The sequence below is a fragment of the Mucilaginibacter lappiensis genome, assembly GCF_900155965.1.
Taxonomy (GTDB): Bacteria; Bacteroidota; Bacteroidia; order Sphingobacteriales; family Sphingobacteriaceae; genus Mucilaginibacter; species Mucilaginibacter lappiensis.
Genome location: NZ_FTMG01000004.1, coordinates 329884 through 347044, shown reverse-complemented (window position 1 = coordinate 347044; position 17161 = coordinate 329884). Strand labels below are relative to the sequence as shown.

At 38.3% G+C, this 17161-nt stretch carries 14 protein-coding genes; 4 read left to right on the top strand and 10 right to left on the bottom strand.

What is annotated here, in order from left to right:
* Positions 1-5: 5 nt before the first annotated feature.
* The 5 genes from BW976_RS10960 to BW976_RS10930 all read right to left on the bottom strand — a co-directional run bounded on the left by BW976_RS10960 (position 6) and on the right by BW976_RS10930 (position 4405).
* Positions 6-1094, bottom strand: coding sequence for a sugar transferase (locus tag BW976_RS10960; RefSeq protein ID WP_076373319.1), 1089 nt, complete (start codon positions 1092-1094; stop codon positions 6-8).
* Positions 1075-1461 (bottom strand): response regulator, encoded by a 387-nt coding sequence (locus tag BW976_RS10955; protein ID WP_076373318.1) that lies wholly within the window; start codon positions 1459-1461, stop codon positions 1075-1077. Before BW976_RS10955 ends, BW976_RS10960 begins: the two co-directional genes overlap by 20 nt.
* A 466-nt stretch (positions 1462-1927) precedes the next feature.
* Positions 1928-2320: a VOC family protein gene (locus BW976_RS10950; RefSeq protein ID WP_076373317.1), complete on the bottom strand. Its 393-nt coding sequence runs from the start codon at positions 2318-2320 to the stop codon at positions 1928-1930.
* A 379-nt stretch (positions 2321-2699) separates the two neighbouring features.
* Entirely contained in the window at positions 2700-3554 is an 855-nt protein-coding gene (locus tag BW976_RS29785) for a VOC family protein (protein ID WP_084192155.1), read from the bottom strand.
* Between the two features lie 119 nt (positions 3555-3673).
* Entirely contained in the window at positions 3674-4405 is a 732-nt protein-coding gene (locus BW976_RS10930) for an NUDIX hydrolase (RefSeq protein ID WP_076373316.1), read from the bottom strand.
* 133 nt (positions 4406-4538) lie between these two features.
* Between BW976_RS10930 and BW976_RS10925 the strand changes: the two genes are divergently transcribed.
* Together BW976_RS10925 and BW976_RS10920 are read left to right on the top strand one after the other, a co-directional pair.
* Positions 4539-6170, top strand: a complete 1632-nt coding sequence (locus BW976_RS10925) for a carboxylesterase/lipase family protein (protein ID WP_076373315.1) — start codon at positions 4539-4541, stop codon at positions 6168-6170.
* A 94-nt stretch (positions 6171-6264) separates the two neighbouring features.
* Positions 6265-6963 (top strand): uracil-DNA glycosylase family protein, encoded by a 699-nt coding sequence (locus BW976_RS10920; RefSeq protein ID WP_076373314.1) that lies wholly within the window; start codon positions 6265-6267, stop codon positions 6961-6963.
* 11 nt (positions 6964-6974) lie between these two features.
* On the opposite strand, the gene BW976_RS10915 is transcribed toward BW976_RS10920, so the two are convergent.
* Positions 6975-7304, bottom strand: coding sequence for a hypothetical protein (locus tag BW976_RS10915; protein WP_076373313.1), 330 nt, complete (start codon positions 7302-7304; stop codon positions 6975-6977).
* Positions 7305-7750: 446 nt separating this feature from the next.
* Here BW976_RS10915 and BW976_RS10910 point away from each other — a divergent pair, with 446 nt between their 5' ends.
* Both BW976_RS10910 and BW976_RS10905 read left to right on the top strand, forming a co-directional pair.
* Positions 7751-8428: an MgtC/SapB family protein gene (locus tag BW976_RS10910; RefSeq protein ID WP_076373379.1), complete on the top strand. Its 678-nt coding sequence runs from the start codon at positions 7751-7753 to the stop codon at positions 8426-8428.
* Positions 8429-8438: 10 nt separating this feature from the next.
* Complete coding sequence (locus BW976_RS10905; protein WP_076373312.1) at positions 8439-9461, top strand: zinc-binding alcohol dehydrogenase family protein; 1023 nt, start codon at positions 8439-8441, stop codon at positions 9459-9461.
* A 38-nt stretch (positions 9462-9499) separates the two neighbouring features.
* Here the strand turns inward: BW976_RS10905 and BW976_RS10900 are convergent, their stop codons facing one another.
* The 4 genes from BW976_RS10900 to BW976_RS10885 form a co-directional block, all read right to left on the bottom strand.
* Positions 9500-11680 (bottom strand): glycoside hydrolase family 3 protein, encoded by a 2181-nt coding sequence (locus BW976_RS10900; protein ID WP_245834679.1) that lies wholly within the window; start codon positions 11678-11680, stop codon positions 9500-9502.
* A gap of 10 nt (positions 11681-11690) precedes the next feature.
* A complete protein-coding gene (locus tag BW976_RS29710) occupies positions 11691-15008 on the bottom strand; it encodes a SusC/RagA family TonB-linked outer membrane protein (protein WP_139332273.1) in 3318 nt (1105 codons plus the stop codon).
* A 214-nt stretch (positions 15009-15222) separates the two neighbouring features.
* Positions 15223-16308, bottom strand: a complete 1086-nt coding sequence (locus BW976_RS10890; RefSeq protein WP_139332272.1) for a FecR family protein — start codon at positions 16306-16308, stop codon at positions 15223-15225.
* Between the two features lie 51 nt (positions 16309-16359).
* Positions 16360-17007, bottom strand: coding sequence for an RNA polymerase sigma-70 factor (locus BW976_RS10885; protein ID WP_175614090.1), 648 nt, complete (start codon positions 17005-17007; stop codon positions 16360-16362).
* Positions 17008-17161: the final 154 nt, after the last annotated feature.

Below are 17161 nucleotides of genomic sequence, written 5' to 3'. Positions count from 1 at the left end.
TAGTTTTATACTTTTTCTTTTTGAAACAGTGCAGGTATAGTTCCCATAATAATTCTTAAATCTAACCAAATAGAATATTTTTGCGCATAAAAATTATCTAATTTTTTCCGTTCACGCTCAGACATGTCTTCTTTTCCTCGTTTACTGATCTGCCAAAGTCCGGTTAAACCGGCGGGCCCCAGGAAACGCATTGACCACTCGTTGGAGGTTAGCATTTCTGCTTCATAAACCGGCAATGGACGGTTACCTACTACAGACATATCGCCTACCAGGATGTTAAACAATTGGGGCAATTCATCAAGGCTCGAATTGCGTAAAAACTGTCCGAGTTTGGTAATGCGTGGATCGTTCTTGATCTTTACAAATGCGGCCTTATTGCTTCCTGTTTCAGATGCATATTGATTACTTTCTGTTGATAATTTGGCCAGTAGCTGATCAGCATCGGTGCGCATCGATCTGAATTTATAAAAATCGAATACTTTGTAACCGGTACCAACACGTTTGCTTTTGTAAAAAACAGGCCCCTTTGAATCCAATTTAATCAATATAGCAATGATCAGGAATACTGGTGACAGCACAAACAGCATGCTGCACGATATAGCCAGATCAATCAAACGTTTGCCAAATGGCATCTTATAAGTGGTATCTACCTCTTTAGAAAGTTCAAGCAATCTTGGTTTGATCAATTTAAAAGTAACCAGGAAGTTAAGGCGTTCTCGCAGGTTATCGATCAGGAAAGGAACGCTATAAAAATCGTGCACTTTTAACTGCATCGCTTTTTGTTTAAGACTTTTATCATCAATTGATGATAAAAGAACGATGATCGATCCATTGAGTAAAAAGCTTTTTTTGATCTCCTGAATCATTTTAAAGCATTCTCCATCGGTGTCAACTTCCATTAAAATAATATCAGGAACGGTTAAAATGGATTGATTACCCAAATATTCTTCAAGCTCGGCAATGGAATTATTATATGCTACATTAAAATTCTCATGAAGACCAGCAGAAACCAACTCTTTCAATGCCAAACCTGCGTAAGCAATCTTGACATGAGCGCCTGAATTTTCGTTCCAATCAGATGTTTGGTGATTCATAAACTTGTAAAAGTTGGTTAATGGCTGTTTTTAACTCACTGGGCTTGAATGGTTTGTGAATGGAAGCATCAACCTTAAAAGGCATCTTACTTACTTGTTCATTAAGATCATGAGCAGCTGAAAGCAATATTACAGGTATATCACGATAAAATCCGCTGATCTTTACGTTTTTCACAAATGACTGCCCATCAAAGTAAGGCATTTGAAGATCGGAAATAATTAACTCAGGCATGTTGCCATCTTCAAGCCATCCAAAGGCGTCAATCCCATTATTTTTAACAACTATATCATAGTCCTTTGAAAGGATAAAGTTGAGTAACTTTAAAATACTTAAATCGTCATCAACAATAAGTAGGGTTTTTTTCATTCCTGAAGATTTATAAAACCTGAATTAATTAAATTGTAAACATGTTTTAATAGTGAATGATCAGTGAGCGAGCTTTATTAATTTCTGATGGAAAGATTACTGTTATGATCAATAGAAACAATCAGGTTTACGTTGAAACAGTATCCAGGGTTTGTTATTATTGACGAAATACAAAAATCAGGCACTAATATTCAATTTTGGATACATATTCAATTACTATACCGAAAGTACGGAAATAATGTCCGCCCTGCTTTCAAGAGGCGCTTTTATTTATTAACACACCCATATTAAGCTTATAGAGGGCCATGTATGTACCAAGCCTATTTTAGGATAGGGATACCCTATTTACCCGGAAGTGGATAAAGTGAGGAATTTATTCCCTGTTAGGGAATAAATTTACTATGAGTTGAAATTACATGTAAGCAATAATTACGCTTTTGTATTAAAAGGAAAATGGCGCAACTGCTCAAGGTTTCTCAATAAGCGACAAAATATTGCCGGCCGGATCATTAAACCAGGCTATAGTTGGGCCACGATGATCGCCTTTCAGGATACCTTTTTCGTTGGTTTTAAAATTTTCATCATTGTAAATGATAAATTTTACGCCTAGGTTTGTTAATTCATCAACCATTTTTTCAATATTTTTTACAGTAAAATTAAGTATGGTGAAGGTGGCTGGCTGGTGGTTCGGCTTGGGATAAATTATAATGATATTCTCTTCATTTAATTGAAGATTCAACAGGTTAGGCATTTCTTTGTCGTCATAAACATGAAGGCCAAGGATTTTGCCATAAAACTCTTTTGCCTGTGGTAAATCATTTACTGAAAAACCGCTAAATGCATTATTAAATTCTAACATGATCTTTTGTTTTATTAATTAATAATTAAGCTTATAGATTTTTGTTTGCCCGGTTAAAATATTAATGGGGTAGGATCTCTGCATGACAACCATAGTCATTTAAAAAAACGATAAGTTTTTTGGATCCAATAACACCTTTATTGCACTCAATACGCAATATTTTATCGCAATCGTCCAGATCAAAGTTAGCGTTATAATGTGAAAAGCTTTATGTATCTGATTGACCAGCTTATCAGCGTAGCGGCGGGTATTTACATTGGTTTTAAAAACTTCAACATTCATATTTACCTTCTTTAAGTGCGATGGCCTCATTAAATAGAACCTTGCTTATAAATATGGTTCTATAATATAGATCTGATTAAAAGTTGTCTATAATTAATTATTGCTGCTTGCCGGCAGAATCTGCCATCCATTGAACGCCGAATTGATCTGTCAACATACCAAAATAGCTACCATCCCAGGGCGCTATATCAAACGGATAAATAACTGATCCTCCACCGGCTGCAAGTGCATTAAATAATGCCCTTGTTTCTTCTACGCCACCTCCATTAATGGTAAGGTGACAATTATTGCCGCGTTCTAAGCCTTCACCCATTTTACCAATAGCGTCTGTAGCCATCAATACATTACCCTTTCCAACTTCACCAATAGGTAACGATATATGCATTAGTTTGTCAAGGTCTTCTTCAGGAGTACGGTCTGCCTCTGGACTATCCTTAAAACGGATCAGCATGAAAAAATCACCGCCAAAAACTGACCTGTAGAAATTAAATGCCTCTTCTGTATTACCCGCAAAGTTCAGGTAAGGGTTGATAGTTGACATGGAATCGGCCATCCATTGAATACCAAACTGATCTACCAATTGTCCAAAATAACCACCCCATGGAGCTTTATCAAACGGGTATACAACTTTACCTCCAACGGCAAGTGCATTAAATAGTTTCTCCGTTTGTTCTGGTGTTTCGCCATTCATGCAGATATAAAAACTGTTGCTTTGAACTAAATCCTCAGCCATTTGACCTAAAACATCGGTACCCATCAGCATATTGCCTTGACCAATAGGCAGTGCTACATGCATTAATTTATCCTTATCGGCATCAGCTGTGCGTTCAGCTTCAAAAGTGTCTTTGTAGCGCATTACGACTGCAAACTCGCCTCCAAAAACCGTCTGGTAAAAGTTGAAAGCTTCTTCAGTATTGCCCGCGAAATTCAAATAAGGGTTAATTGTTATCATCTTGTGCTTAATTTAAGTATTTGTTGATCTGTAGATTATTTACAGATCAAATTTACCTTCATCAAACAGGAAGCGAAGGGGGGGAATACGACAATTAAAGGGCTAATTATGACATAATGCTAATCTCTGGCAATAAACCGATAAAGGTAAGGGGCTTTATGTGCTCCCCCTGTCCATTTTTTAGCTATCCGTTCCAGTATACCTAAACCGAGCATTTTACGCTGAAAAGCGGCACGGATCAGTTTTTTATTTAAAACAGTTTCGTAAAGGCGTTGCAAATCGCCCATGGTAAAGTCATCAGACAACAGATTAAAGCCAATGAGCTTATGATCGAGGTTGGCTTGCAGGGTTTGTAATGCTTTGTCAATTATTTGCCGATGATCCTGCATTAATGGAGGTAGTTTATCCAAACTGAACCAATCACAACTGTCAGATATACTATCTGGGGTAGGAATAGCTTTGGTAAAATCAACAAGAGCATAATAGCCAACCGATACAAAGCGCTTTAATAACCAATGATCTTCTGGGGGCGTGAAACCGCGGGCTTTCATAATAGTTTTAAGTGATGAGGCATCGTAACGACTTTTATCGCCAAATACATAAAACTGGTCAAGAAATATATTGGTTAGCCCTGTACGGCTAAACAAAACGCGACGCGCAGCTTCATTAACATCTTCCTCAGTGTGCACAAAGCCACCCGGAAGTGCATATAAGCTCGTATCCTTATAACTAAGGATCAGTACTTTAAGTTTATCATCGTGGAAGCCAAAAATAACCGTATCAATAGCTAAACCGGGTAAGTAGCCTTCGCCGGTAACATTCGTTTCCTGCTTTATAAACTCGTTGTTCATTTAAATATAGTAAAAAATCAGGAAGCAATTAACAAAAAAATTGATGTTTAATTAAATTTAATTTATTATTGTAACAAAATGATACAATAATTTAAATCTATTCATTTTAAGCCAATTAGCAATTATAACCAATATGAAAAAAACACTAATAGCAGTATGGCTGCTTACACAAATTATTACCGTAAAAGTGTTTGCCCAAACAGGCAACCAGGTAAGCACACAGAATGGGGTAGTAGAGGGTACAAGGGAAGCTGGATCATCCATTCTGATATTTAAGGGGATTCCCTATGCACAACCCCCGGTGGGTGATCTGCGATGGAAAGAACCCCAATCGGCTCAAAACTGGCAGGGCGTATTAAAGGCCGACCATTTTGGAAACAATCCAATGCAAAAGCCAATATTTGGTGATATGGGTTTCCGTTCGGGTGGGATGAGTGAAGATTGTTTGTACCTGAATGTTTGGACACCGGCTAAAACCGGTAAAGAGAAACTTCCGGTATTGGTTTATTTTTATGGTGGTGGATTGGCCGCTGGTGATGGATCTGAGCCACGCTATGACGGGGAAAGCATGGCTAAGAAAGGTATTGTGGCGCTCACCGTAAATTATAGGCTGGGTATATTTGGCTTTTTTGCCCATCCGGAACTAACCAAAGAATCGCCCAACCATTCTTCCGGTAACTACGGGTATCTTGATCAACATGCCGCTTTGTTATGGGTAAAAAAAAATATCGCGGCATTTGGTGGCGATCCTAAACGGGTTACGATTGCTGGTGAATCAGCGGGCTCTATTTCTGTGTCTGTACAAATGGCTTCTCCCTTATCAAAAGACCTGATAGCGGGTGCTATTGGCGAAAGCGGAGCGGGTATAAACCCAACACTTTACCCTATTCCATTGGCTGAGGGTGAACAAAGAGGTACAACCTTTGCCGCACGTTTAAAAGCCAATTCATTGGCTGAACTAAGAGCTTTACCAGCAAAGCAATTACTTGATTCTGTTTTTTCTGCAGGTGCATCCGCAACCTCAGCTACTATTGATGGTTATTTACTGCCAAAATCATTACCCGAAATTTTTGAAGCTGGTGAGCAGGCACATGTGCCTCTTTTGGTAGGGTGGAACTCTGCAGAAGTGCCTTATCAATTTGTGTTCAGGGGCGATGCACCAACTCTTGAAAATTACACTAAAGTATTAAAACAACTTTATGGCGATCGGGCCGAAGAAGTTTTAAAGTTATATCCCGCATCAACAAACGATGAGGTAATCCGTTCTGCAACGGCTTTGTCCAGTGATCGTTTTATAGTTTACAGTACCTGGAAATGGGCCGATCTGCAGGTAAAAACAGGCGGTAAGCCAGTTTATCGCTATGAATTTGCCCGCGTACGACCGGCTATGACAGCTCAAATGGGTAATGCGACACCCGGTCTTGCCGGTGGTGTTGTAAAAGGTGATGGCTCCAAAGCAGCCGCTCCTAAACCCTTGGCGGTAGGGGCTCCTCATGCTTCAGAAATTGAATATGCAATGGGAAATTTAGCCAGTAATAAGGTTTATGCCTGGACGCCCGATGACTACAAGGTATCAGCCACCATGGAAAACTATTTTGCCAATTTTATAAAAACGGGTAACCCGAATGGTAACGGTCAGCCTAAATGGGAAGCCATTAAGGATAATGACCATGTGAAATTTATGACTATTGATGTTGTAAGTCAGCTTAAAACCGAAGTGAACCGTACACGTTACCTGTTCCTGGATAAAGAATATATGAAGTAATTATTGATTAACTGATGCTTATAAATCCCGGTTACCTATTGGAGCCGGGATTTTATTTTTTGTACCGTTCTTTTTAAATAAGTTAGCGGTTAATATGAGCACTTTTGCCGATAGGATAATAGCCTTTAACCAGCAGCTTGATTTTACCGGAGCATTGCCTCCCGGTATTAGCATTATGAACCCGTTTAAAGAAAGCGGATCTGCCATGCAGGTTTCTACCCAGTTTTACCGTAAGTATTATAGTGACGACCATCCCCGGCATTTAATACTAGGTATTAATCCGGGAAGATTTGGCTCCGGTATGACGGGAGTATCATTTACCGATCCCAAAAGAATGATTGCTCAATGCCAGATCCCTTTTGAAGGCCCACTGACACATGAACCATCATCAGAGTATGTTTACGACATGATAGGTGCGTTTGGCGGCATACAGGAGTTTTATAAGCAGTTTTATATCCACTCTGTTTGTCCGTTGGGTTTTACTATTACCGGCAGTAACGGAAAAGAAACGAATTACAACTATTATGATACCCCTGCATTACAAAAGGCGGCATATCCGTTCATTATAGAAAATATACAGAAGCAACTAGATATAGGTTTTGAAACGGATGTTTGTTTTTGTTTTGGAACTGGAAAAAATGAAGCCTTTTTACGAAAGCTAAATGATGAGAAACGCTTTTTTAAAGAGATCATTGCGTTAGAACATCCCCGGTATATTATGCAGTATAAGGCAAAATCAAAACAAAATTATATTGATAAGTATATCCGTGAGTTTAATAAAGTTCTTTTGTAAATAGGAACTAATCACTTGGTAGTGATGTCGCGGTTATGATCATCCAATTCTTTTCCAGTAGCGTGATAGCCGCGTATAAAATCGGCTAGTTGTTTCAGCTCAAAGTCGGTAAGCTCGGTACCGCCGGAGTAATGGTAGCTATTGTCTGCACCATCCAAAGATATTGCACCTAGATATCCTTTATCAAAAGTTTTAGCGCTATCGATATCCCTATATAATTTATAGGTACCGGTATTTGCTGTACCCGATTCTGTCTTATTGGTATTTACCGGGTCAATGGCAATATTCATTGAAGTGCCATCTTGTTTATTGATCCCAATTGTAATGCCGCTGGTAATCATAGTGAATGATTTTTTAATTTATAGACAAAAGGTGTATAGAATTGTTTTGGGAAATTTTACTAAGGGAACTTATATCAAATAATGAGTTTCCAATATTGAGAGCCTCATAAAGCATTAAGTTACTGATAATTAATTCTTTATGAGGCTTTATTTAAATAATATATTATGGTTTACATATAAACCCACTATATGAGGATAAATTTATATAATTTACTGACTATCAATTATATAAATAAAAGTTAAGCATGAATTGTGTAAACCATGTAAACCCACTTTTGAAAAAAAAATGTCCGCCTGTTTAGGGATTATATTTTTGCTGAACTTATTTTGAAAACTTTACCTGGTTGATAGCGTACGATTTAAAAAATCAATTCAACTTCATTTTTTATGATAGACTTTTTAATGTTCATGTATATTTGAATGCCACTATAATTCATTTGAATAATATGATAAGTACTTACGATATGCTTTTACGGCTTTTAGTAGCCGCACTGTTAGGCAGTATAATTGGATGGGAGCGCGAACGCCGACAGTGGACAGCCGGTTTACGAACCCATATGATGGTTAGTCTTGGCTCGGCGCTCATCATGTTGGTTTCAACCTATGGTTTTAATGATGTTGTGGGTAAACCAGGTATCGAGCTTGATCCTTCACGGGTAGCTGCTCAGGTAGTGAGTGGCATTGGTTTTCTGGGCGCCGGCACTATATTTTTTCTGCGTAACGAGATTGTAAAAGGTTTGACCACAGCAGCGGGTCTTTGGACGGTAGCAGCAATTGGTTTGGCTGTTGGTGGTGGTTTATACATAGAAGCAGTGAGTACCACGTTTATTGCTTTGATTATTCTTGCCGTATTTAAGCCTTTTGAAAATAGATTTTTCAAGAAAAACAGGTATCGTAATATTAGAATGACCTTAGAACAAAAGCAGGTAGATTTTGAAGCGATAGAAGGAGTTTTGAAAATAAACAATATTCCTTTCAGGGAAATCAGTTTGCTTTCCGGAGATGGGAATGATGAGATCAAGATCACCATACAGAAACAATTTAATCAGCAAGAAACCGTAATGACAGTGATTGCTGAACTGAAAAAGATAAAAGGCGTAAATGGAGTTGATTTTTTAAGCTGATAACAAAAAAATGGATATACTAAGCTGTACTGAACCTGGACTTTTAACCTATCAAAAGACCGATAAACCTGTTTTAACTAAAGACCATTCTATTATTAAAATAAAACGTATTGGCATTTGTGGGACAGATCTGCATGCCTTTGAAGGAACTCAGCCCTATTTTACCTATCCTCGCATATTAGGACACGAGCTTTCCGGTGAATTAGTTGAGGTTGACAATGCTCCAGGTTTTGAAATCGGCGAGGCGGTGACTTTTATACCGTATTTCAATTGTGGTGTTTGTATCGCTTGCGTTAATAATAAACCCAATTGCTGTACCAGTATTAAAGTTTGCGGCGTGCATATTGACGGGGGCATGAGCGAATACTTATCAGTTCCTTCGTCATCACTGGTTCATGGAAACGGGTTGAGCTTTGATGAATTGGCATTGATAGAGCCATTGGCTATAGGTGCTCATGGTATCAGAAGGGCTAGTGTACAGCCAGATGAATTTGTGCTGGTGATTGGTGCCGGACCTATTGGTTTAGGAACCATGGAATTTGCCAGGATTGCCGGTGCAAAGGTGATTGCCTTAGATATTAATGAACAGCGTTTACAATTTTGTAAAGATAAATTGAAAGTTGCATATACCGTAAATGCTAAAGACAATAACGTAACGGAGCAATTAATGGAAATAACTCAAGGTAATATGCCTACTGTTATAATTGATGCAACGGGTAATCTCAAAGCTATCAATAATTCCTTCCAATATATGGCTCATGGGGCAAGGTATATACTTATTGGTTTGCAAAAAGGAGAAATTAACTTTAGTCACCCAGAGTTTCATAAACGCGAAGGCACATTAATGAGCAGCAGAAATGCTACAAGGGCAGATTTTGAACATGTGGTAAATTCCATGAAAAACGGATTGGTAGATCCACTGACCTACATTACGCACCGGGTTGAATTTAATGAGGTAAAAGATGAGTTTGCCGATTGGCTAAATCCTGAAATGGGCGTAATAAAAGCTATGGTATCTGTAAATGAAGCTTAATATCCTGAACTGTTCTGGATATTAAGCTTCATTATATTTTATTTAGTTATAGTAAAATCAACGCTTGCTTTTTCATCAGCAGAATTACAGCCAAGCACTAATTTGTATTTGCCCGGATATATTTTCCATTGATGGGAGGCCATATCCCATTTTTGCAGATCCTGTACAGGTATTTTTAGAGTAACCGATCCTTCACTATCTTTTGTCAGACTGATACGCTTAAAACTTTTTAATTCCTTAATGGGCATCCTATCAAGCTTTGGGTATTCAATATATGCCTGAACAACCTCGTCACCATTCATTTTGCCTGTGTTTTGTACTTTAACTGTTACGGATAATGTGTCTGTCTTTTTATAGAGAGTTTTAGGCTTACTCTCCAAAATGTAGGCAAATGAGGTATAGCTTAGACCAAAGCCAAACGGATATTGAACCGGACCGTCGTAATATCTATAGGTACGACCTTTCATATTGTAATTCTGATAGTCTGGTAGGTTGCTTATGTCTTTGTAAAATGTAAGCGGTAAATGGCCCGAAGGAGAAACATCGCCAAATACAATATCGGCCAGGGCGTTACCACCTTGTTCACCAGGATACCAGGCAAATATAACCGCATCAACATAAGGCTCAATAGCCGAAACATCTACATCACTACCTGCTGTAATCACAGCAATAATGGGTTTGGTTTTAACACCTTTTCTCAAAGCTTTTATAAATGCGATCTCGCTGGCAGGCAAGCTCAGGTCTTTTTTGTCGCCACCACTGTTTGATAAAAACGCATCACCCGCTTCGCCTTCTAATACTGGCGATAATCCGATCACCGCTATGGTAACATCAGCATTACCAGCGGCCCAAGTACCGCCAAAATGAGTAGTATCCTTGTAATCGCAACCCAGATCATATTCAACCCTTGTTGATTTACTAACCGCAGCGGTGATACCTTCCACAAAGTTTATTACCTTACTGCTTGTACCGTGATAGTTAGCCACCATGGCATCAAGAGATGCAGCATTTGGGCCCACAACCATAATACTGGATACATTGGCCTTAGTCAATGGTAAAATATTTTTATCGTTTTTAAGTAACACCATACTTTGCTGGGCTACTTTACGGGCAAGGGCTATATGCTGCGTATTATGAATACTATCTACACCATAACTATGATAAGGGTTGAGGTTCGGATCGTCATAAAAACCAAGTTTAAACTCGGTGCGTAAAATTGGGGTCAATGCCATATCCACATCCTTCTCCGTTAACAGTTTTTGTTGAATGGCTTTCATTCCATCATTTTGTAAAATAGATGAACAATCTAAATTTACACCGGCTTTCAAGGCAGCCGCGGCAACTTCGACAGCCGTTGGTAAAGTTTTATGGGTCAAATAAACATCATCAAGGGCGCCGCAATCGGTAACCACATGTCCTTTAAATCCCCATTCCTTGCGTAATATATCAGTAAGCAATACTTTGTTGATGGAATTGGGTACGCCGTTTACGCGGTTATAAGCGCTCATTACTGATTCTACGCCAGCATCTACCAGTTCATGGAAGGCGTATAAATAGGTTTCGCGCAAGTCCTTTTCATCCACCTTCGCATCAAATCGATCACGTTCCGCTTCAGGGCCGCTATGAACCGCGAAGTGTTTGGCGGTAGCAGAGGCTTTTAGGTAACGCGGATCATCTCCCTGCAAACCTTTAACAAAAGCTGAACCCATACGGCCGGTTAAAAATGGATCTTCGCCATAAGTTTCCTGTCCGCGGCCCCAGCGCGGATCGCGGAAGATATTAATATTAGGTGTCCAGAAGGTAAGCCCCATGTATTGTAAATGCCTGTCCTGTGCTATAGCGAGGTTATATTTGGCACGGGCCTCTGTCGATATAGCCGTTGATACATCCTTCAAAAGTTCGTCATTAAATGTTGCCGACATACCTATAGCCTGAGGAAATATAGTAGCTTCTCCGGCGCGGGCAACACCGTGCAGCGCCTCGTTCCACCAATTATATGCCGGTATACCTAAGCGGGGCACTGCCTGGCTGCGATAACCTAAAAGGGATATTTTTTCTTCTAGTGTAAGCTTGGATAAAAGATCTTTTACCCTTATCTCAATCGATTGCGAAACATCTTTATAAAAAAGTTTTTGTTGTGCCTGAGTAGCAATACTAATGAACAATATTGCCATCGTAACGGCTGACAATCTGATGAGGTTTTTTATGGTTGGAGCCATTTTTTTCTGATTACTTTTTAAGTTTAATATTAAGGTTAATTCCATATGTATGAGTAGGAGGTAAGCTTGCGCCTTCAATACCTGCATATTTAATATCGGGCGAGAAGCCCGATTCAGGGTCGATATTGTCCGAGTGTTTCATAATTGTCCAAAGATTACGACCCACTAAAGATACGGTTATACCTTCAATTGGAGAATTTCTTAAAACACCTTTTGAAAAAGTATATCCAAGGGTAACTTGTCGTAGCTTAATAAAGCTGCCATCCAGAACATTGAGTGCTGATATGTTTTGCGCCAACGCCTGATAATAGTTTTCCGCAGGTACGGATATTGTATTCTTGGCCCCCGTTAGTGTCACCCCGTCACCAACAACGCCACCTTCACGACCAACAAGCGTTAATTTGTTCAACCCCCGGTAAATGCTGTTATAATTAGTGGCAGATAGAATTTTGTTCCCATACCGGTAATCAATCAGGAAGGAAAGATTCAAGTTTTTATAGGTGAAATTATTATTAAAGCCACCATAAATTTTAGGTACGGCACTACCCATTGGTACTCGTGGGCCTGCCAGAGGTAACCCATTAGCATCAAATATGATTTGCCCGCTTGCATTGCGCAGATAATCATTTGCCATGATTTGTGGCCCAGGTAGTCCTTTAACTAATGCTGTAGTAGCATTCAGTGGCCGGTAAGTTCCAAAACTGATATTTGCTGATTGAGGAGTGCCATCGGTTTGGAGTATCTTGTTTTGTACATAGGTGAAATTAAAAGAGGGGGCCCATACAAAATTGGCTGTTTTAAAAGGGGTTCCGTTTAATTCAATCTCGATACCGTTATTTTGGGTTGACCCTGTACCAATGAACCGTGTGGTAAAGCCTGATGATATATCAAGATCACCCTTAATTATTTCATTTCGTGTTTTTCGATGAAAAAAAGCAGCATCTAAACCTAAGCGGCCATTCAAAAATTTAAGATCGATACCGACTTCGGTTTCGGTTAGGGTATAAGGTTTTAAAAATAAATTAGGCAGAGTATTAGAAAAACCAGCCGCAGGAACACCATTAACAGAATTATTAATGGTATAATATTGGGAGGTTATATAAGTGTCGGAAGGTTCCCCGCTGGTTTGAGCGTATGAAATGCGAAGTTTACCAAAATCAAGCGCTGGTATATGTGTAAGCTCCGAAAATATAAAGCTGGCCGATACTGATGGCGTAAATATGCCACGATGACCCGCAGGAAGGGTAGAGTAAGCATCAAACCTCCCTGTATTGTTGATCGTTAGGTATTTTTTGATAGAAAAATCTGCAGTATAATAGGCTGAATGTGTTTCGCTGCTTTTATAACTGTAACTACTGTTTTTTACCGTTAAGTTCTCATAACTATAAAAATAGGGGATAATGAAAGGACCTCCAAAAAGCTTGGTATATTCATAACTGTTTTTACGTAAGCTTGCCCCTCCAGATATATCAAAATTAAGCAGATTTTTGACGATGTCATGTTTCGCACCAATTAGTATATCTGTATTTAGCTCTGATCGTTGCGTTTCTGATTGTTCATCAATATCACCCGCCCCCCCAGGGCTATAAGCAGTACCTGTAGGTATGATCGTTAATCTTTTATCGTATAAAACATCATTACCAAGCCTTGCCTGTGCATACACCCAATTATTAAAATTGTACTTTGTTGCTATGGCTGCAATAAGTCGCTGCCGACTGATGTTATTGACAAATTTATATACAGCAAAGTAAGGGTTAGTGATAAAAGAATTGTTATTCCAGCGTAGCTCCGAACCATCGGCATTTGTTCCAGGCGCTAGCGCAGCCTGATTTTCGTTAGCAGCAAGGTATTGTATATTATTGGCATTCATCGGTCCATCGCTTAAATTTGGCTTAAGGTTTGATGATTCCTGAATATAGTTAGCTACAACGTTTAAGCTGAGTTTTGAAGATACATTTTGATTTGCGGTAAGATTTACGGTTTTGCGGGATAAACCACTATTACGAACAATAGAGTTATTACTAAGATTTGAGAGTGAAAGTCTGAATCCTCCATTGTCGCCTCCACCGCTAAAAGCAATGGTATTTGTTGCGGATGCCCCTGTTCGGTAAAACTTAGTGATATTATCATTTACAGCAGAGTATGGATAATATTTACCATCAAATTGAATGGTTGGTTTGCCATCAAGTTTTTCGCCCCAACCTAAATTACCTGTAGATATGGCACCATTTATATTTTGTGGTCTAACACCGTTTTCACCCTGTCCATAAACAGTTTGATAATCAAAGGTATTAACTGCTTTATCTAATTGATAATTACTATTTACTTCAACTCCAAAGCCTGCATTTTTTTTATTGCTTTTTGTTGTGATCAAAATAACACCATTGGCCGCTCTGGCGCCGTATAATGCAGAAGCGGATTGTCCTTTTAAAACTGTCAAACTCTCCACATCATCAGGGTTGATATTGCTAATACCATCACCAAAATCAGCACCTCCCCATTCATTAGCGGTACCTCTTTGAGTATTATCAATAGGTATACCATTGATGATGAATAGAGGTGACGCAGCGCCGAAACTAGTTACTCCTCTTAATAATATACGCGCAGATGAACCAGGTCCACCGCTTACACCACTAATACTTAAACCCGCAACCCGGCCTTCGAGCGAATAGGCAATATTAGTTTCTTTTGCTTTATCAAGCAAATCACCACTAATAGTGCTTACAGAATATCCAACCTTTTTCTCGTCTTTTTTTATACCTAGCGCGGTTACAACCACCTCATTAAGCACATTGCTAGCAGATAATTGTATAACACATGGAGTAGTTCCTGATACTCTTACTTCTTTTGTCTGATAACCCACATAACTTACCCTTAGGATAGAATGCTCCGGCGCTTCAAATGAGAAAAAACCATCTGTTCCGGTTGGGGTACCCGCTGTTGAACCCTTTACCATCACTGTGGCGCCAGCTAGTGGTTCGCCTTTTTCACCGGTCACATGACCACTTATCTTAGTTATATTAATAATCTCAGTGGTTGGGGCTATAACCACCAGGTGATTGGCCAGTTCGGTGTACGCAAAGCCAGAATTGAGTAAAATTTCATCTAATACTTTTATAACCTCTTCATCCTTTGCATCAATGGTTACCTTTTTCATTACCGGTACCTTGCGCTCACTATAAACAAAATGATAGCTGCTTTGATGTTCAATTATTGATAATAGCTTACGAAAATCGGCCGATTGCAGATTGATGCTTACACGTGTTTGGGCATGAGAACTTAAGATCAGAAAATTAAAGAATATGATTAAAGTACAAGTTAATTTCATTTATCAATAAGGACATTATAGTCAATATTTGCCTTTACACTGTCGTTGTGTTTTAAATTTACATAAAATTTAATAAGGAATAGATGGGTCTGCAGGCCCCGTACAGGTGGAGGTAATTATATAAAAAAAATGTAACAATTGTCGGTTTCCCGGAAATTTGTTACATCAGGCCTCGTTCTTTAAATATTAAGTAAACTTTAATTTCATAGGCAATCTAATAAATATAAATAGTTGAGTTTTTAATCTTATAATTAAAACTTTCAGTCATGCGTAATGCGTTAAGGGCCTGGCTTATAGTTTCCTTTTCAAAAACACCGCTAAAACGGTATTGCTTTAAGGCATCATTTTTAAATTTGATATCTACTCCATACCATCTTTCCATCCGATCAGCCAGAATAGGGAAACTTTCATCCCGGAAAATGAATTTATTTTGTGTCCATGAGGTTTCAACTATGGTGCTATCATCTTGTTGCAGACGGGTAAAGGTAGTAAGTACATATTGCATACCTGAACTGCTCTCAGCATGTTTAAGTTTGGCTGTACTTCGGTGCCTGGTTGTAAACAAACCGTTTTTTACAATGAGTTTTTCACTTGGTTTTAATATGATACGGTCAGAAGGCCTGTCGTCAAGCGTAACTTCTATAGTACCCCTAATAAGCGTAGTTTCACTTTGAGGGTCATTTGGGTAAGATTTTACATTGAAAGCGGTGCCCAATACCTTAATATTCATTTTTTCAGTATGAATAATAAACGGATGTTCATGATCTTTATGTACATCAAAAAAAGCTTCGCCACTTAGATAAACTTCGCGGGTTTTACCAGTGAATACAGCAGGGTATTTAAGTGTGCTTTGCGAGTTTAAAGTAATTAGTGTGCCATCGGTAAGTACAATAGTTGATTTTTCACGTTTAACGGTATTTTTATTTTGCCATGCATTAGGGGTAGTAGTAAGCAGGTTAATCCTTTTACTAACAAAGCGGGAATAAAAAAACCAGGAACAACCGGCAAGTAAAACAACGGCTGCAGCGGCGCGCCAAACATATGAATAAGATTTTTTTGAACCTGAAGTTAAAGACGAATCAACTTCCTGACTTTTGATTTTTGTTTTTATTTTTTGAAATGCCAGGGCATTATCCGCAAATTCGGTGTCATTACTATTCCAGTAAATATTAAGGAACTCGAAATCACGGCGATTTATTTCGTCGGAATTTAAGCAATGTTGAAGCTCTTCGCTTTCTTCAGAGCTGATTTCATTGGTTAATTTTTTACTAACCAGCTCTATAAATCTATCATTGCCCATTTTTGATATTTCGTGCTTTTTATAGGTGGACAACTATTTTTAATAAAATACCTACAAGTTTATAAAAAATAGTTGCCAAATACCAATAATCACACTTAATGCCTTGAATATATTGCTTGTATGTACTTTTGGATTATTAAGTTTATCATAATTACTTAGAACTATACTTAATTTTTTAATAGCCCTAAAAAGCTGTGTTTGTACGGTACGTGGCGATATATTTAAAATTTCGGCAACTTCTTTATATTTCATTCCATCCTCTTTGATCAGTCTGAACACGATACGACATTGCTGAGGAAGAGCAGTAATGGCTTTATCCATTCTGAAGATCAATTCTTTATTCTCGATTTCTCTTTGCGGATTGTAAGTATTTACAAATTCAACAGAATTAGTTTCTTCGATCTGTACCAGGTGGATGCTGGAGTATTTTTTAATGTGATTTAAGGATTGGTTTTTTACAGCTACAAACAGATAGGTTTCAGGGTTTAATATTTCGGTTAAGGTTTTTCGATTTAACCAGCATTTAACAAATACATCAGAGACAATCTCTTCCGCTATCTCCCGCTGATTAACGTACAGGATACAAAATTTGGTAAGTGAATTATTTAGTAAATGAAATAAAAGCTCAAAAGCTTTTTCATCATTATTGTTGCAAATGAGTTTCCACAAGTTTAGTGTATCAACCTTTCTGTCTTTCAAAACCCGGGAATTTTTAATTAATCACTTAAATTTAAATCTTAATATCGGTCTAACAATAATAAAACATTAATTACTAAAAAAGAAATTTTATTGGCAAAGTATCAATATTTATTAAAAAAATTTAAAAAGTGTAAGCAATACACCTATTATTGTT